The organism is Arthrobacter sp. B2I5 (assembly GCF_030816735.1).
In the GTDB taxonomy this organism is placed as follows: domain Bacteria; phylum Actinomycetota; class Actinomycetes; order Actinomycetales; family Micrococcaceae; genus Arthrobacter.
The window spans coordinates 1,085,246-1,101,519 of the sequence record NZ_JAUSYF010000001.1; the positions used below are offsets into that span (position 1 = coordinate 1,085,246).

Consider the following 16,274-nt stretch of genomic DNA (forward strand, 5'->3'; position numbering starts at 1 on the left):
CCGGATGGGAGCAACTGCTTCTGGCACGGGCGTTTAGGCCTGGTCTGGCAAAATCCAGGCAGGTCAAGAGACACCCCGATCAACCGTTCCGCAAGGCTCATTCCGTAGCAAGACCACGGCCTGAGAACCGGCGCGACGCAAGGAGTAAATAGTGATTCAGCAGGAGTCGCGACTCAAGGTCGCCGACAACACGGGTGCTAAGGAAATCCTTACCATTCGCGTTCTCGGTGGATCCGGCCGTCGCTACGCAGGCATCGGTGACGTCATTGTCGCCACCGTCAAGGATGCAATCCCTGGCGGCAACGTAAAGAAGGGCGATGTGGTCAAGGCCGTCATCGTCCGTACCAAGAAGGAACGCCGCCGTCCGGATGGTTCCTACATCAAGTTTGACGAGAACGCAGCTGTGATCCTGAAGAACGACGGTGACCCCCGCGGTACCCGTATCTTCGGACCGGTTGGTCGTGAACTGCGTGACAAGAAGTTCATGAAGATCGTTTCTCTGGCTCCGGAGGTGCTCTAGTCCATGGCTGCAAAGATCAAGAAGGGTGACCTGGTTCAGGTCATCACTGGCGCCAAGGCTGAGCGCGGCGGCGACCGTGGCAAGCAGGGCAAGGTTCTGCGTGTATTCACCGACACCAACCGCGTGCTGGTTGAGGGTATCAACCGCGTCACCAAGCACACCCGTGTTGGACAGTCGCAGCGCGGCACCAAGACCGGCGGCATCGAGGTCGTAGAGGCCCCGATCCACATTTCCAACGTGGCCCTGGTTGACCCGTCGACCAAGAAGCCGACCCGCGTGGGCTTCCGCCTCGACACCGTGGAGAAGAACGGCGTCCAGAAGACCGTCCGCATCCGCGTGTCCAAGAGCTCCGGGAAGGACATCTAATGACTGAGACTCTCGAGACTCCGGCAACGAAGATCGTTCCTCGTCTGAAGACCAAGTACGCCGAAACCATCAAGGGCCAGCTCCAGGATGAGTTCAAGTACGCCAACGTGAACCAGGTTCCCCGTCTGGTCAAGGTTGTTGTGAACATGGGTGTTGGAGATGCCGCCAAGGACTCCAAGCTGATCGACGGCGCTGTCCGCGACCTCACCCAGATCACCGGCCAGAAGCCGCAGGTCACCAAGGCCCGCAAGTCGATCGCACAGTTCAAGCTGCGCGAAGGCATGCCCATCGGTGCACACGCAACCCTGCGTGGCGACCGTATGTGGGAATTCGTGGACCGTCTGGTCACCCTGGCACTGCCCCGTATCCGCGACTTCCGCGGCCTGAGCGGCAAGCAGTTTGATGGCAACGGAAACTACACCTTCGGTCTGACCGAGCAGGTTATGTTCCACGAAATCGACCAGGACAAGATCGACCGCGTCCGCGGTATGGACATCACGGTCGTCACCACCGCCAAGACCGACGACGAAGGCCGCGCGCTGCTCAAGGCGCTTGGTTTCCCGTTCAAAACCGAAGCTTAATTAACTACGTAAAAGGTCCGGCCGCTCCGCTCCGTCAAGGACGGAACGGCGGAAACCGTTACGAGGAAGGGCATGAGCCCACATGACAATGACAGATCCTGTCGCAGATATGCTTACGCGCCTGCGTAACGCAAACTCGGCATACCACGACTCCGTGTCTATGCCTTACAGCAAGCTCAAGGCACGCGTTGCCGACATCCTCAAGGCCGAAGGTTTCATCGCCGGCTGGAAGGAAGAGGACGCTGAGGTTGGCAAGAAGCTGACCCTCGACCTCAAGTTCGGTCCGAACCGCGAGCGTTCCATCGCCGGTGTACGCCGCATCTCCAAGCCGGGTCTCCGCGTTTACGCGAAGTCCACCAACCTGCCTCACGTGCTCGGTGGCCTGGGTATCGCAATCCTGTCCACCTCTTCCGGCCTCCTGACTGATAAGCAGGCCGGCAAGAAGGGCGTGGGCGGCGAAGTCCTCGCGTACGTCTGGTAACGGGAAAGGAAGAGAATAATGTCACGTATTGGACGTCTCCCCATCACCGTTCCTGCCGGCGTTGAGGTCAAGGTTGACGGCTCTGTCGTCAGCGTCAAGGGTTCCAAGGGGGAGCTGACCCACACTGTGGCCAGCCCCATCGAGGTTGCCCTGGACGAGAACACCCTGACCGTCAGCCGCCCGAACGACGAGCGCGCCTCCCGTTCACTCCACGGCCTGACCCGCACCCTGATCGCCAACATGATCCAGGGCGTCACCGCAGGCTACGAGAAGAAGCTTGAAATCGTTGGTACCGGTTACCGCGTTCAGGCCAAGGGATCTGACCTTGAGTTCGCTCTCGGCTTCAGCCACCCGGTCAGCGTTGCAGCTCCGGCCGGCATCACCTTTGCAGTAGAGGGACCGACCAAGCTCTCTGTCTCAGGTATCAATAAGCAGCAGGTCGGCGAAGTTGCTGCCAACATTCGTAAGCTGCGGAAGCCTGACCCGTACAAGGGCAAGGGCATCCGTTACGCCGGCGAAGTCATCCGCCGCAAGGTCGGAAAGGCTGGTAAGTAACCATGGCCATCTCCATTAACAAGAAGCGTACGAACAAGAGCAAGGCTGCTGCCCGCAGCCGCCGCCAGCTTCGTATCCGCAAGCGCATTTCCGGTACGGCTGTCCGCCCCCGCCTGGTGGTCAACCGCTCCGCACGCCACGTATTTGTCCAGGTTGTCGATGACAGCATTGGCCAGACCGTAGCAAGCGCATCCACCCTGGAAGCCGATCTTCGTGCATTCGACGGTGACAAGACTGCCAAGGCCAAGCGCGTTGGCGAGCTCGTTGCCGAACGTGCCAAGGCTGCCGGCGTCGAGGCTGTCGTGTTCGACCGTGGTGGCAACAAGTACCACGGCCGCATTGCCGCCGTCGCCGACGGTGCACGCGAAGGTGGGCTGTCACTGTGACCGAAGCAAACAACGAAAAGGACACTGTGTCTGCAGATCAGAAGGCCCCCGAGGCCGCCGCTGCTGAGACCACTGCCCCCGCTGCCGAGGACCGCCGTGGTGGCGCCCGTCGCGGCGAGCGTGGCGACCGCGGCCAGGGCCGCGGCGACCGCGGTGGCCGTGGCGGCCGCGACGGTGGCCGTGAAGCCGAAAAGAACCAGTTCGTAGAGCGCGTTGTCACCATCAACCGCGTTTCCAAGGTCGTCAAGGGTGGTCGTCGCTTCAGCTTCACCGCACTGGTCGTCGTTGGTGACGGTAACGGCATGGTCGGCGTGGGCTACGGCAAGGCCAAGGAAGTTCCCGCTGCTATCGCCAAGGGCGTTGAAGAGGCCAAGAAGTCCTTCTTCCGCGTTCCCCGCGTTGGCAACACCATCCCGCACCGCGTTCAGGGTGAAGCCGCTGCCGGCGTCGTAATGCTGCGTCCGGCTTCCGCCGGTACCGGTGTTATCGCCGGTGGTCCGGTCCGTGCAGTACTGGAGTGCGTGGGCATCCACGACATCCTCTCCAAGTCGCTCGGTTCCTCCAACGCCATCAACATCGTTCACGCGACCGTTGATGCCCTGAAGCGCCTCGAAGAGCCGGCAGCAGTGGCAGCACGCCGCGGCCTGCCGCTGGACGAGATCGCTCCGGCGGCACTGGTGAAGGCCCTCCTGGCTCCGAAGGCAGGTGTTTAGTCATGGCTAAGAACCTGGTTCCCTCCGACGCCCAGTTGGAGATCACTCAGATCAAGTCCGCCATTGGCGGCAAGCAGAACCAGCGCGACACCCTGCGGTCCCTCGGCCTGAAGCGGATCGGACACACCGTTGTCCGCACCGCCGATGCCGTGACCGTTGGCATGCTCAACACGGTTCCGCACCTGGTAAAGGTAGAGGAGGCGAAGTAAATGGCAGAGAACACTGCTGATAAGGCACAGGCTGCTGAGAAGCAGAACGCCCTGAAGGTTCACCACCTGCGTCCCGCTCCGGGTGCCAAGACCGCCAAGACCCGTGTTGGTCGTGGTGAGGCATCCAAGGGTAAGACCGCCGGTCGCGGTACCAAGGGTACTGCTGCCCGCTACCAGGTGAAGGCTGGCTTTGCCGGCGGCCAGCTGCCGCTGCACATGCGCCTGCCGAAGCTGCGTGGCTTCAAGAACCCGTTCCGGGTTGAGTTCCAGGTTGTAAACCTGGACAAGCTCAGCGAGCTGTTCCCGGAAGGTGGCGCAGTCACCGTGGAGAACTTGGTCGAAAAGGGTGCCGTTCGCAAGAACCAGCCCGTCAAGGTGCTGGGCACCGGCGACATCACCGTCAAGGTTGACGTCACCGCCCACGCATTCTCGGCCAGTGCCGCTGAAAAGATTGCTGCAGCAGGCGGAAGCACCACCGCCCTCTAGGGGCGGCGCCAGCTGTTGAAACTCCCGGTATCCATGGGCTACGGCCCCGGATACCGGGAGTTTTCCATATCCGCCGGACGTATTTTTCCCGCCATCCGGCGCATGGGCGCCGGCACGGATTGTTCGCACGGCACATTGAACCGTTAGACTCGGTTGTCGGGATTTATCAAGTTCCGCCACCCCACTCTTATTGACACCACAGGAGGACGCTTGCTTAGCGCATTTGGCCGGGCCTTTCGCACGCCTGATCTGCGACGCAAGTTGTTGTTCACGCTGGGAATCATCACCATATTCCGCTTGGGTGCTTTCATTCCCTCGCCAGGTGTGAACTACCAGAATGTCCAGCAATGCTTGCAGAACGGTCAGACCGCCGGCGGGCTGTACCAGCTCGTTAACCTCTTCAGCGGCGGTGCGCTGCTCCAGGTGTCCATCTTCGCCCTGGGCATCATGCCCTACATTACGGCGAGCATCATCGTGCAGCTGCTCCGGGTGGTCATTCCCCGGTTCCAGCAGCTTTACGAAGAGGGAGCCTCGGGCCAGTCCAAGCTGACCCAGTACACGCGCTACCTCACCATCGCGCTGGGCCTGCTCAACGCCACCACCCTGGTATCGCTGGCGCGCTCCGGGCAGTTGCTTCCCGGCTGCCAGCTTCCGATCATCCCGGATACCAGCATCATCACCACCATCCTCATCATCATCACGCTGACGGCGGGCACCGGCCTGATCATGTGGATGGGCGAGCTTGTCACGGAGAAGGGCGTGGGCAACGGCATGTCGCTGCTCATCTTCACTTCCATCGCCGCGCAGTTCCCCACCTCGCTGGGTGCCATCTGGACCTCGCAGGGCCCCGGGACGTTCTTCATTGTCCTGGCCGTGGGCCTGCTCACCGTGGCACTCGTGGTCTTCGTGGAGCAGTCGCAGCGGCGCGTTCCCGTCCAGTACGCCAAGCGGATGATTGGCCGGCGCACCGTGGGCGGCACCAGCACCTACATTCCCATCAAGGTGAACATGGCCGGCGTCATTCCGGTGATCTTCGCTTCCTCCATGCTCTACATTCCCGGGCTGATCGCTCAGTTCAACCAGCCCCGGAACGGCGAGTCAATGCAACCGTGGGTTGAGTGGATCAACAACAACCTCACCCGCGGTGACCACCCGATCTACATGGCGGTTTACTTCGTCCTGATCGTGTTCTTCACCTACTTCTACGTCGCGATTACCTTCAACCCTGAAGAAGTCTCAGACAACATGAAGAAGTACGGCGGCTTCATTCCAGGTATCCGCGCCGGCAGGCCGACCGCTGATTACCTGCAGTACGTGCTCTCACGGATCACCCTGCCCGGCGCCCTCTACCTGGGTTTCGTGGCACTGATCCCGCTGGTGGCACTGGTACTGATCAACGCGAACCAGAACTTCCCGTTCGGTGGCACCTCGATCCTGATCATGGTGGGCGTTGGTTTGGAGACCGTAAAGCAGATTGATGCGCAGCTACAACAACGTCACTACGAAGGGCTTTTGCGATGACGAGAATGCTGATTATTGGACCTCCCGGTTCCGGAAAAGGAACGCAGGCAGAGCGGATTTCAGAACGCCTCGGCGTTGTGGCCATCTCTACCGGCGACATCTTCCGTGCCAACGTGAAGGGTGAAACCCCGCTGGGCCTCGAGGCCAAGAAGTACATGGACAACGGGGACTTCGTTCCGGACAGCGTGACCAACAAGATGGTCCGCGATCGCCTGGGCGAGTCCGACGTCGAAAACGGCTTCCTGCTGGACGGCTACCCGCGCACTACCGCGCAGGTGGACTACCTTGACGAGATCCTCGCCGATGGCGACGAGAAGCTCGACGTGGTCCTCCAGCTGACCGCCGATGACGAGGAACTGGTTCACCGGCTGCTCGGCCGGGCCAAGGAAACGGGCCGGAGCGACGACAACGAAGCCGTCATCCGCCACCGCCTGGACCTCTACCACGAGCAGACCGAAGCCGTGGTGGCGAAGTACGCCGAGCGCGGCATCCTCACCCAGGTTGACGGGATCGGTCCCATCGACGAAGTTACCAACCGCGTGATGCAGGCCATCAAGGCCGCTCAGGCAGCCTGACCAAGGCGCCCGGTTTATCGAGGCTCCTCCCGGCATCCGGGAGGAGCCTCAGCCATTTGAAAGGAAACACCATGGCCTTCGGCCAGCCCCGGATCGAATTCAAGAACAACGCCCAGATGCGCACCATGCATGAGGCCGGCCTGGTCCTCAGCCGTGCACTGGATGCCGCCGTTGCCGCCGCGGTGCCGGGGGTCACCACCAAGCACCTGGACGACGTCTTCGCCGCCGTCCTTAATGAGGCGGGCGCCAAGTCCAACTTCCTGGGCTACCACGGCTTCCCGGCCACCATTTGCACGTCCGTCAATGAGGAAGTGGTGCACGGGATCCCCGGCAGCCGCGTCCTGCAGGACGGCGACATCATCTCCATCGACGGCGGCGCAATCGTCAACGGCTGGCATTCGGACTCGGCGCGCACGGTGATCGTGGGAACCGCGGACCCCGAGGACCAGCGGCTCTCCGACGTCACCCAGTCAGCCATGTGGCGGGGGATCGCGGCGCTGGCCACCGGCACGCACGTGGGGGATATTGGGGCCGCGATCGACGACTACGTTTCATCTGTTCCAGGCAAGCCGCTGGGCATCCTGGAGGACTATGTGGGCCACGGCATCGGCTCCGAGATGCACATGGCGCCGGACGTCCTGAACTACCGCACCAGCCACCGCGGTCCCAGGCTCAAACCGGGCCTGTGCCTGGCCATCGAGCCCATGCTGGTGCGCGGCAGCATTGACACCGCAGTCCTGGACGACGACTGGACCGTGGTCACCACCGACGGCAAGCGGTCCTGCCAGTGGGAGCACTCCGTGGCCGTGCATGAAAAGGGCATCTGGGTGCTGTCAGCGCCCGACGGCGGTGCGGAGCACCTGGTGCCCCTCGGCGTCACCCCGGTGCCGATTCCGTAGTTCCGGGCGGCAGCCCAAGTAGGTAGCGCCAAAGTGTCGTTTTGACCCGTCAAAACGACACTTGGCGCTACTCAGTTGGGGGGAAGCGGCTAGGACTTCAGCTTCGGCTTCACGTCGCGGTCGTAGATGCTCTGCAGCGTGTTCTTCAGGTCCGTCATGGTGGACTTCACATCGCCCTGCTGGGTGAGGATCTTCGCGGCGGCCTTGGCCATTTCCTGGTCGGCGCCCGGCAGGAACACCCGGGCGTTGTCCTGGACCTTGGTTACGGCGAGCTGGTCCATGGCGGTCTTGATCTGCGGCGTCTTGGCCAGGACGGACGCCATGTCCGCGGACTTGCGGGTGGGCATGTAGCCGGTGGCCGCAGAGAACTCCGCGGTGCTCGCCGGCTGGGTGACGAAGTCCAGGAACTTTCCGGCCGCGAGCTGCTCCTCCTTGGTGATGCCGCTGGGAATACCCAGGCCGGCGCCGCCGGTGGGGCACACGTTCGACTGCGCCTTGGGCCCGCCCGGCAGGAAACCAACGCCCACGTTGAACTTGGCGGACTTCAGGATTCCCAGCAGCGAACCCGTGGACGAGATGGTGGTGGACGTCAGGCCGGCAGAGAAGTCATCAGCGGCTTCCTTGGACGAGACGCCGGCCCACTTGTCCTTGTAGATCGAATCCTGCGCCCACTGCAGCGCGGCAACGGACTCGGTGGAGTCACACGTGATGTCCCATTCCTTCGACCAGCCGCCGCCCCATCCCCACAGCATGTTCTGCAGCGTCCAGCCCGCGTACCCGGCGAGGGCGGGGTAGATGTAGGCGTACTGCGCGCCCGAGCTGGCCTTCAGCTTGGGCGCCCATTCAGCGAATTCGTCCCACGTCTTCGGTGCCCGGTCGGGAAGGCCGGCCGCCGCAAAATGGTCCTTGTTGTAGTAGAACAGCGGCGTGGACCGGCCGTACGGCAGCGCCCATTGCTTGTTGTCGTACTTGTAGTCGTTCACCAGCGACTGCTGGAAGTCGTCCATCCTCATGTCCAGCTGCTTGATCAGGCCGTCAACAGGAATGATGCTGCCGTTGGTGTAGTAGCGGAACCACCAGACGTCGGACAGGACCACCACACCTGGCAGGCCCGACTTTGCCGCCTGGGCGGTCTGGAACTTCTGGGCGATTTCCTCGTAGTTTGCCCCGGCGGTAACCAGGTTGACCGTGATGTCCGGGTTCTTGGCGTGGAATTTCTCGATCAGGCTCTTCTCCACGTCCTGCGACTGGCCGGGGTGGCTCGACCAGAAGTCGATCTTGGCCGCCGGCTTCACGTCCTTGAAGTCGATCTCGGCCGCCTGGGAGGTGGCCTGGCCGCCACCCGATGTGGATGGTCCGCCGCATGCGGCAAGGGCAGCGGCAGAGGCGGATACCCCTGCCAGGCCCAGGAAATGCCTCCGGTCGAGGTGCAGTGTCATGACAGTTTCCTTTCGGTTGGTGCCTTTGTAAGGGTTGGAAAGTGCGACGGCGGCCGGCAGCTTAGCCGGTCACGCTGCCCTGGGTGAGGCCCGCAACGATGTAGCGCTGCAGGGCCGCGAAGATGATCAGGATGGGGACGATGACCAGGACCGCCCCGGCCATGAGGACACCCCAGCCGGCAGCGTTGCTTTCGTTGTTCTGCAGCAGGGTGAGCCCCACGGGCAGGGTCATGGTTTCCGGGCGGTCCGTGATGATGAGGGGCCAGATGTAGTCATTCCATTCGGTCACGATGGTCACCAGTGCCACCGTGGCGATGGACGGGACCGAAACGGGAACCACGATCTGCCACAAACGGCGCCAGTGGCCAGCACCGTCCATCTCGGCCGATTCCAGGATGGAGGCGGGGAGGGTGCGGAAGTGCTGGCGCAGCAGGAACGTCCCGAACGCGGTGCCAAGGCCGGGGAGGATGATGCCCCACAGCGTGTTCTTTCCACCGATGCCCGCGATCAGGATGAAGTTGGGCAGGATGGACACCTGCGGCGGCACCATGAGGGCCACCAGGATCAGCAGGAAGATGAAGTTCCGGAACGGGAAGCGGACAAACACCAAAGCGTAGGCCGTCAGGATGGCCAGCAGCACCTTGATGGTGGCCCCGGCCAGCGTGACGATGGTGCTGTTCAGGAAGAACTGTCCAAACGGCACCGTGGTCATGGCGGTCCGGTAGTTCTCCAGGTTCAGGCTTTCCGGAAGGATTTTCAGGTCCGTGGTGACGATCTCGCCGGACTGCTTGAAGGAGCTCAGGACCATCCACAGCAGGGGCAGGAATACCACCAGGGTGGCCACGAGCAGCGGCAGGTAGCCGCCCACCACGGTCCGGACGAGATTGCGGCGCGAGAAGGGGCGGTCGCGGTGAAGGCCCGGTTCCGGGGCGATGGCGGGAGCTGTGGGGTCGGGGCTGACCGGGGACAGGGAGGTCACGAGTAATGCACCTTTCGTTCCACGAACCGCAGCTGAAGCACGGTGATCACCAGGAGGATCGCGAACAGGACCACGGAAATGGCTGCCGAGTAGCCTGCCCTGTTGTAGGCGCCGAAGGCCTGCAGGTAGGCCTCGTAGATCAGGGTGCTGGTACCGGTGCCCAGCGGCGTCATGATCCGGATGAGGTCGAAGGCCTGCAGTGAACTGAGCATGGTGGTGATCAGCAGGAAGAACGTGGTGGGGGACAGCAGCGGCAGCGAGATGCTGGTGAAACGGCGGAAGCCGTTGGCGCCGTCAAGGGACGCCGCCTCCATGACATCCTGCGGAAGGGACTGGAGCCCGGCGAGATACACCACGGCGCAGTAGCCCAGGTTCTTCCAGACGTACACCAGGATCACCATGACCAGCGAGAGCTGGGGGTCGTTGATCCACTGCGGGCTCTGCTGCCCGATGCCGCGCAGCAGCCAGGCCAGGACGCCGTAGCCGGGATCGAAGATGAACAGCCAGACCAGGCCCACGCCGACGCCGGAGAGGACGTACGGTGCAAAGACGGCTGAACGGGCGAACGTGGTGCCACGGATCTTCGCGTTCAGGGCCAGCGCCACCAGCAGGCCCAGGACCATGGAACCACCCACGGTAACCAGCGTGAACACGGCGGTGGTCCCCAGGACTTTCGGCGCGTCATTGCTGCTGAAGAAGGTGACGTAGTTGGCGAGGCCAACCACGGTTGCGGTGGGGGAGCCCAGGGTCCAGTCCAGTGTGGAGTAATACATATTGCTGAACAGCGGACGGTAGGTAAAGACGGCGATCAGCACCAGGTTGGGCAGCGCCATGGCGAGGAAAACGAAGAAGTCCCGCCGGGTCCGCGCGGTCCACCGCCGCTTTGGGACTTTCGCCGAGCGGCCCGGAGGCCTCTTGGGTTTGGCGGCTGGGTGCGGGGCGAGTTGACGGGTCATGCGTGTCTCTCCCGGGTTGGGAGCCTGCTTGTGGCCGGCCCTGGCTTGATCTAGGCACTACTACACCAGACCGTCAGAGGGCTGAAACCCGCATATGCCCTTGTCAGGGGACTGTTATCCAAGGCTTCGTCGCCCGTTAACGCTGTGTTGAATGCAGTCTCGCACAAAGTTTCCCAATGCGGCAGGGGCACGCCCGCGGAGGGGAGAATAGGGGGATGGGAAGCATCAGTGACGTTCCGGGCATCCGGGTCGGCCATGTCCAAAGGGACAGTGGGGGATGGCTGACCGGCGTCACCGTGGTCCTGCCGCCCCCGGACACTGTGGGTTCCGTGGATGTCCAGGGCGGCGGGCCTGCCACCCACGAAACGGACGCCCTTGACCCCACCACCCTGGTCAGCACGGTGGACGCCATAGTCCTCACCGGCGGCAGTGCCTACGGGCTGGCGTCCGCTGCCGGCGCCCAGCGCTGGTGCGAGGAAAACGGCAGGGGTTTCTCCGTTCCAGGCGGCGTCGTGCCCATCGTTCCCGCCGCCGCCATCTTCGACCTGGGCAGGGGAGGGGACTTCACAGCACGTCCGACGCCGGAGATGGGCTACGCGGCAACGGCCGCCGCGGCGGCACAAAAGGAAGGGCACGACGTCGGGCGCGGCAACGTCGGTGCAGGAACCGGGGCAGTCATCGCCAGGACGTACAAAGGCGGCGTCGGCAGCGCGGCCGTCGCCTTGGAGAATGGGGTGATTGTCGGTGCCCTTGCCGTAGTGAATGCGCTGGGACTTCCTTTCGGCACAACGCCCCAGCTGGCGGAGCCCGGCAGCGTGCGTCTAAGCGACGAAGGAGCGAGCACGCCGAGGGCTTCGGCTGGTGGGGCGGAAGCCAGCCAGGGGACACCCCTCAACACCACCCTTGTCGTCGTGGCTACCAATGCTGTTCTTGATGTTGCCGAATGCAAGCGGACGGCCTCTGCCTCCCACGCCGGGATCGCCCGGGCGCTGAACCCCTCCCACACACTGGCTGACGGGGACACTGTTTTCTGCCTGGCAACTGGTGCTATGGCACTCAACCGCAGCGACGAAGCTGCCCGGCAGCTGAGCCTGATTACGCTGCAGAGTGCGGCAGCCTACGTCGTCCGTTCAGCCATCCTGGACGGGGTGGCAAGTGCTAAGGGCGTCAGCACTCCAGCGGGTGAATATGGTGCGTATCGCACCGCGTAGGCTACTATGGCCGATTTAACTTTTACCGGCCAACAGGGTAGTGTTGTTTGTTGGTTGTCTGGACTGCCACGCCCTTTTGGGCCTGGAGCCGGCAATCGATCCAACAAAAACGTTCGTGGTCATGCCCGGTGCAATCCGGCGGGGCTGCGGCAACAACAGTTAGCGGAGGGTATGGCCAAGAAGGACGGGGTCATTGAGATCGAAGGCGTTGTGACCGAGGCGCTGCCTAACGCGATGTTTCGCGTTGAGCTCACCAACAAGCACATCGTTCTGGCACACATCTCTGGAAAGATGCGTCAGCACTACATCAGGATCCTCCCCGAGGACCGCGTAGTGGTGGAGCTGAGCCCGTACGACCTCACCCGTGGTCGTATCGTCTACCGCTACAAGTAAATTGCTGGGCGGCTTCAGCGCACGCTGACCGCCGCTCCAGTTGACCACACTGCTACACGCAAAGGAACGCCATGAAGGTCAAGCCGAGCGTCAAGCAGATCTGCGAAAAGTGCAAAGTGATCCGCCGTAATGGCCGGGTCATGGTGATCTGCGAGAACCCGCGCCACAAGCAGCGCCAGGGCTAATTTCCTTCCCTGAAGGAAATCCTGGGTTGCTAACCCACGCAAGTAAATAAAGGCAGCACAAGCTGACCTGGGACGTATGGAGCCCGGGCAGCTAACCCCCGGTCGGAGGCTGGGGCCGCACGGAACGTGCGGGTGTACTGCCTACGACCTCCGGTTTATCAAGGAGTACTGCCACTATGGCTCGTCTCGCTGGCGTAGACATTCCCCGCGAAAAGCGGCTGGAAATTGCGCTTACTTACATCTACGGCGTGGGCAAGACCCGTGCACACGAAACCCTGGCTGCCACGGGCATCAGCGCTGACGTTCGCGTCAAGGACCTGACTGACGCCCAGCTGGTTGAGCTGCGTGACTACATTGAAGGCAACTACAAGGTTGAGGGTGACCTTCGCCGCGAAGTAGCAGCAGATATCCGCCGCAAGGTTGAAATCGGCAGCTACGAAGGCCTGCGCCACCGCAAGGGCCTGCCCGTACGCGGTCAGCGTACGAAGACCAACGCGCGTACCCGCAAGGGCCCGAAGCGTACCGTCGCCGGCAAGAAGAAGGCCCGTTAAAATCCCCGCCCGGGATTTACGGACTTTCCCCAATAACTTTCTGTAGGAGAAAAAATGCCCCCGAAGACTCGTGGCGCGGTTCGCAAGCCGCGTAAGAAGGACAAGAAGAATATCGCGCTTGGCCAGGCGCACATCAAGAGCACCTTTAACAACACCATCGTTTCCATCACGGATCCGTCCGGCGCTGTTATTTCCTGGGCTTCCTCTGGTGAGGTTGGCTTCAAGGGCTCGCGCAAGTCCACCCCGTTCGCTGCGCAGATGGCTGCCGAAGCCGCTGCCAAGCGTGCGCAGGAGCACGGCATGCGCAAGGTAGACGTTTTCGTCAAGGGACCGGGTTCCGGACGCGAAACCGCAATCCGTTCGCTGCAGGCTGCAGGCCTCGAGGTTGGCTCCATCCAGGACGTCACCCCCGCAGCGCACAACGGCTGCCGCCCGCCGAAGCGCCGCCGCGTCTAATTCTTTTCCGCAGCAGGAGCTTGCCCGGACCAGTGATGGTCCGGGCAAGCCCAGCGCGTTAAGTCTTCAGACCGAATTTCCACCACCTGTGTTGCGTCATATAGCGGATGCTCGCCGAAAGGAAACCTAAGTGCTCATTGCACAGCGCCCCACCCTCTCCGAAGAGGTAGTCTCCGAAAACCGTTCGCGTTTCATCATTGAACCGCTGGAACCGGGCTTCGGCTACACCCTCGGAAACTCCCTCCGCCGTACCCTGCTCTCCTCCATCCCCGGTGCTGCCGTAACCAGCATCCGGATCGATGGTGTGCTGCACGAGTTCACCACGGTTCCGGGTGTCAAGGAAGATGTCACCGAGATCATCCTTAACATCAAGAGCCTGTCGGTTTCCTCCGAGCACGACGAGCCTGTCGTGGCTTACCTGCGCAAGCAGGGCCCCGGAGTCGTCACCGCCGCGGACATCGCTCCGCCGGCCGGCGTCGAATTCCACAACCCGGATCTGCACATCGCCACGCTGAACTCGAAGGGCAAGTTCGAGCTCGAACTGACCATCGAGCGCGGCCGCGGCTACGTTTCGGCAGCTCAGAACAAGTCCGGCGATGCAGAGATCGGCCGTATCCCGGTCGACTCCATCTACTCGCCGGTGCTGAAGGTTACTTTCCGCGTGGAAGCAACCCGTGTTGAGCAGCGCACCGACTTCGACAAGCTGATTGTCGACGTCGAGACCAAGCAGGCCATCGCCCCGCGCGATGCCGTTGCTTCCGCAGGCACCACCCTGGTGGAACTGTTCGGTCTGGCCCGTGAGCTGAACACCGCAGCTGAAGGTATCGAGATCGGCCCGTCGCCCACCGACGCTGCCCTGGCAGCCGACATGGCACTGCCGATCGAGGATCTGGACCTCACTGTCCGTTCCTACAACTGCCTCAAGCGTGAGGGCATCCACACAGTGGGTGAACTCGTTGCCCGCTCCGAGGCTGACCTGATGGACATCCGCAACTTCGGTGCAAAGTCCATTGACGAGGTCAAGGCAAAGCTGGTTGAACTGGGCCTGTCCCTCAAGGACTCGCCTCCCGGTTTTGACCTCGCAGCACGCGCCGCAGCAATCGAAGAGGACGACGCCGCCTTCGGCGACGACGAACTCTAAACCAGACCTTGGCCGGCGGGCAGCACCATGGTGTGCCGCCCACGGCTTCCACATGAGGAGAAACAATTATGCCTACCCCCACTAAGGGTCCGCGCCTCGGCGGCGGCCCGGCTCACGAGCGCCTCATGCTCGCGAACCTGGCAGCATCCCTGTTCGAGCACAAGCGGATCACCACCACGGTCACCAAGGCCAAGCGCCTGAAGCCGTACGCAGAGCGCCTGGTCACCTTCGCCAAGCGTGGCGACCTCGCTTCCCGCCGCCGCGTTCTCGGCCTGATCAGCAACAAGGGCATCGTCCACGAGCTGTTCACCGACATCGCCCAGGCTGTGGAGAACCGCGATGGCGGCTACACCCGCATCACCAAGATCGGCAACCGCAAGGGCGACAACGCTCCCATGGCTGTCATCGAGCTGGTCCTCGAGCCCGTTTCCGCCAAGCAGGCTGTCGTAGCCGAGGCTACTTCCGCTGCCAAGCGCGATGCCGACAAGAAGGAAGCTGCTGCTGCTCCCGTTGCAGAAGAAGCTCCCGAGACTGAAGCTGCTGAGGCTCCGGCCGAAGAGGCTCCCGCCGCTGAAGAAGCTGCAACCGAAGAGGCCCCGGCCGCTGAGGAAGCTGCCGAGGCTCCGGCTGCCGAGGAGAAGGACGCGAAGTAATTCGCTGATTCTCTTGGCATAGACTTAGGTCTGTGAACCACCAAAAACCCGCGGCCCCCGTTCCAGGGGGCGGCGGGTTTTTGCGTATCCGGCTTGATCTTTCCTACGACGGCGGCCCATTCAGCGGGTGGGCGCTGCAGCCGGGACTGCGCACGGTCCAGGGCGTCCTGGAGGAAGCCCTGCACCTCCTGGTCCGGCGGGCCATCCGCGTGACTGTCGCCGGGCGGACCGATGCCGGGGTGCACGCCCGTGGCCAGGTGGTCCACCTGGACCTCACGGAAGACGAGTGGCAGGGACTGCCGCGCGGGCACGAACTGGATCCCGCCGTCGCCATGATGCGCAGGCTCCGCGGTGCGCTCAGCCGTGTCCTGGGCGACCTGACCGGCGCGGTGGAGGTGCACCGCATTTCGCTGGCGCCTGTGGGCTTTGACGCCCGCTTCTCCGCCCTCTGGCGCCGGTACAGCTACCGCATTGCGGACGGGCCGGCCCGGTGGGACCCGCTGGAGCGGTACTTCACGTTGTGGCACAAGAACCCGCTGGACGTGGCGCTCCTGAACGAGGGGGCGTCCAAGCTCCTGGGGCTGCAGAATTTCCTGTCCTTCTGCAAGCCGCGGGAAGGCGCCACCACCATCAGGGAACTCCAGCGCTTCGAGTTCCGGCGCGGCGAGGACGGCGTCGTTGTGGCAACGGTCCAGGCTGATGCGTTCTGCCACAACATGGTGCGCGCACTTATCGGCTCCGCGCTGTACGTGGGGGAGGGCGTGGAGGAGCCGGGCTGGCTGTACGAGCGGCTCCTGCTGCAAAAGCGCGACGCAAAGTCGGTCCTGGCCGCCCCGCATCCGCTGGTGCTGGAGGAAGTGGCTTACCCCTCGGACAGCGAACTCCTGGCCCGCGCCGAACAGACCCGCGCCCTCCGCGAGCACTGAGCCCCACCCATCGCCTAACCTCGCAGGCTCGGCCAGGGAACCCTCCGCGAGCACTAACCCCCACCCATCGATTGCTCCGTAGATGTCGTTTT

At 63.0% G+C, this 16,274-nt stretch carries 23 protein-coding genes; 20 read left to right on the forward strand and 3 right to left on the reverse strand.

The features are described 5' to 3' along the window. The first annotated feature begins 151 nt into the window (after nt 1-151). The 12 genes from rplN (at nt 152) to map (ending at nt 7,292) form a co-directional block, all read left to right on the forward strand. Nucleotides 152-520 carry a 50S ribosomal protein L14 gene (rplN, locus tag QFZ60_RS05205; protein ID WP_307088779.1) on the forward strand — a complete coding sequence of 123 codons (369 nt, stop codon included), beginning with the start codon at nt 152-154 and terminating at the stop codon, nt 518-520. Between the two features lie 3 nt (nt 521-523). Beyond that, nucleotides 524-886, forward strand: a complete 363-nt coding sequence (rplX, locus tag QFZ60_RS05210; RefSeq protein WP_142032009.1) for a 50S ribosomal protein L24 — start codon at nt 524-526, stop codon at nt 884-886. After that, complete coding sequence (gene rplE, locus QFZ60_RS05215; RefSeq protein WP_110541323.1) at nt 886-1,467, forward strand: 50S ribosomal protein L5; 582 nt, start codon at nt 886-888, stop codon at nt 1,465-1,467. The genes rplX and rplE overlap by 1 nt, the downstream gene beginning before the upstream one ends. A gap of 82 nt (nt 1,468-1,549) precedes the next feature. Next, nucleotides 1,550-1,948 (forward strand): 30S ribosomal protein S8, encoded by a 399-nt coding sequence (rpsH, locus tag QFZ60_RS05220; protein ID WP_015937843.1) that lies wholly within the window; start codon nt 1,550-1,552, stop codon nt 1,946-1,948. 18 nt (nt 1,949-1,966) lie between these two features. Continuing rightward, entirely contained in the window at nt 1,967-2,503 is a 537-nt protein-coding gene (gene rplF, locus QFZ60_RS05225; protein ID WP_142117233.1) for a 50S ribosomal protein L6, read from the forward strand. A 2-nt stretch (nt 2,504-2,505) separates the two neighbouring features. Next, nucleotides 2,506-2,889, forward strand: a complete 384-nt coding sequence (rplR, locus tag QFZ60_RS05230; RefSeq protein WP_056334267.1) for a 50S ribosomal protein L18 — start codon at nt 2,506-2,508, stop codon at nt 2,887-2,889. Beyond that, nucleotides 2,886-3,602: a 30S ribosomal protein S5 gene (gene rpsE, locus QFZ60_RS05235; protein WP_142032007.1), complete on the forward strand. Its 717-nt coding sequence runs from the start codon at nt 2,886-2,888 to the stop codon at nt 3,600-3,602. Before rplR ends, rpsE begins: the two co-directional genes overlap by 4 nt. 2 nt (nt 3,603-3,604) lie before the next feature. Next, nucleotides 3,605-3,811 carry a 50S ribosomal protein L30 gene (rpmD, locus tag QFZ60_RS05240; protein ID WP_009358731.1) on the forward strand — a complete coding sequence of 69 codons (207 nt, stop codon included), beginning with the start codon at nt 3,605-3,607 and terminating at the stop codon, nt 3,809-3,811. Continuing rightward, a complete protein-coding gene (gene rplO / locus QFZ60_RS05245; RefSeq protein WP_056334273.1) occupies nt 3,812-4,297 on the forward strand; it encodes a 50S ribosomal protein L15 in 486 nt (161 codons plus the stop codon). It begins immediately after the preceding gene. Between the two features lie 210 nt (nt 4,298-4,507). Then, nucleotides 4,508-5,818, forward strand: coding sequence for a preprotein translocase subunit SecY (secY, locus tag QFZ60_RS05250; RefSeq protein WP_142117232.1), 1,311 nt, complete (start codon nt 4,508-4,510; stop codon nt 5,816-5,818). A 5-nt stretch (nt 5,819-5,823) separates the two neighbouring features. After that, nucleotides 5,824-6,393, forward strand: a complete 570-nt coding sequence (locus tag QFZ60_RS05255; RefSeq protein WP_200830555.1) for an adenylate kinase — start codon at nt 5,824-5,826, stop codon at nt 6,391-6,393. A 71-nt stretch (nt 6,394-6,464) separates the two neighbouring features. Further along, nucleotides 6,465-7,292, forward strand: coding sequence for a type I methionyl aminopeptidase (gene map, locus QFZ60_RS05260; RefSeq protein ID WP_307088782.1), 828 nt, complete (start codon nt 6,465-6,467; stop codon nt 7,290-7,292). Nucleotides 7,293-7,381: 89 nt separating this feature from the next. Here map and QFZ60_RS05265 read toward each other — a convergent pair whose 3' ends face one another. The 3 genes from QFZ60_RS05265 to QFZ60_RS05275 form a co-directional block, all read right to left on the reverse strand. After that, complete coding sequence (locus tag QFZ60_RS05265) at nt 7,382-8,731, reverse strand: ABC transporter substrate-binding protein (RefSeq protein ID WP_307088784.1); 1,350 nt, start codon at nt 8,729-8,731, stop codon at nt 7,382-7,384. Nucleotides 8,732-8,792: 61 nt separating this feature from the next. Continuing rightward, complete coding sequence (locus tag QFZ60_RS05270) at nt 8,793-9,665, reverse strand: carbohydrate ABC transporter permease (protein WP_307093206.1); 873 nt, start codon at nt 9,663-9,665, stop codon at nt 8,793-8,795. 41 nt (nt 9,666-9,706) lie between these two features. Beyond that, complete coding sequence (locus tag QFZ60_RS05275; protein WP_307088786.1) at nt 9,707-10,666, reverse strand: carbohydrate ABC transporter permease; 960 nt, start codon at nt 10,664-10,666, stop codon at nt 9,707-9,709. Nucleotides 10,667-10,881: 215 nt separating this feature from the next. On the opposite strand from QFZ60_RS05275, the gene QFZ60_RS05280 reads away from it, so the two are divergent. From QFZ60_RS05280 to QFZ60_RS05315, 8 genes are all read left to right on the forward strand, one after another. After that, entirely contained in the window at nt 10,882-11,877 is a 996-nt protein-coding gene (locus QFZ60_RS05280) for a P1 family peptidase (protein WP_307088788.1), read from the forward strand. A 171-nt stretch (nt 11,878-12,048) separates the two neighbouring features. Continuing rightward, nucleotides 12,049-12,270, forward strand: coding sequence for a translation initiation factor IF-1 (infA, locus tag QFZ60_RS05285; RefSeq protein ID WP_009358723.1), 222 nt, complete (start codon nt 12,049-12,051; stop codon nt 12,268-12,270). Between the two features lie 71 nt (nt 12,271-12,341). Continuing rightward, entirely contained in the window at nt 12,342-12,455 is a 114-nt protein-coding gene (rpmJ, locus tag QFZ60_RS05290) for a 50S ribosomal protein L36 (protein ID WP_009358722.1), read from the forward strand. Nucleotides 12,456-12,631: 176 nt separating this feature from the next. Continuing rightward, nucleotides 12,632-13,006 carry a 30S ribosomal protein S13 gene (gene rpsM, locus QFZ60_RS05295; RefSeq protein ID WP_003803743.1) on the forward strand — a complete coding sequence of 125 codons (375 nt, stop codon included), beginning with the start codon at nt 12,632-12,634 and terminating at the stop codon, nt 13,004-13,006. 54 nt (nt 13,007-13,060) lie between these two features. Next, complete coding sequence (gene rpsK, locus QFZ60_RS05300; RefSeq protein WP_018760435.1) at nt 13,061-13,462, forward strand: 30S ribosomal protein S11; 402 nt, start codon at nt 13,061-13,063, stop codon at nt 13,460-13,462. A gap of 130 nt (nt 13,463-13,592) precedes the next feature. Further along, nucleotides 13,593-14,603 carry a DNA-directed RNA polymerase subunit alpha gene (locus QFZ60_RS05305; protein ID WP_013601812.1) on the forward strand — a complete coding sequence of 337 codons (1,011 nt, stop codon included), beginning with the start codon at nt 13,593-13,595 and terminating at the stop codon, nt 14,601-14,603. Nucleotides 14,604-14,671: 68 nt separating this feature from the next. Next, on the forward strand, nt 14,672-15,256 hold the full coding sequence (rplQ, locus tag QFZ60_RS05310) for a 50S ribosomal protein L17 (RefSeq protein WP_056334298.1): 585 nt from the start codon (nt 14,672-14,674) through the stop codon (nt 15,254-15,256). A 32-nt stretch (nt 15,257-15,288) separates the two neighbouring features. Next, nucleotides 15,289-16,182, forward strand: a complete 894-nt coding sequence (locus QFZ60_RS05315) for a tRNA pseudouridine(38-40) synthase TruA (RefSeq protein ID WP_307088791.1) — start codon at nt 15,289-15,291, stop codon at nt 16,180-16,182. The last annotated feature ends 92 nt before the right edge of the window (nt 16,183-16,274 follow it).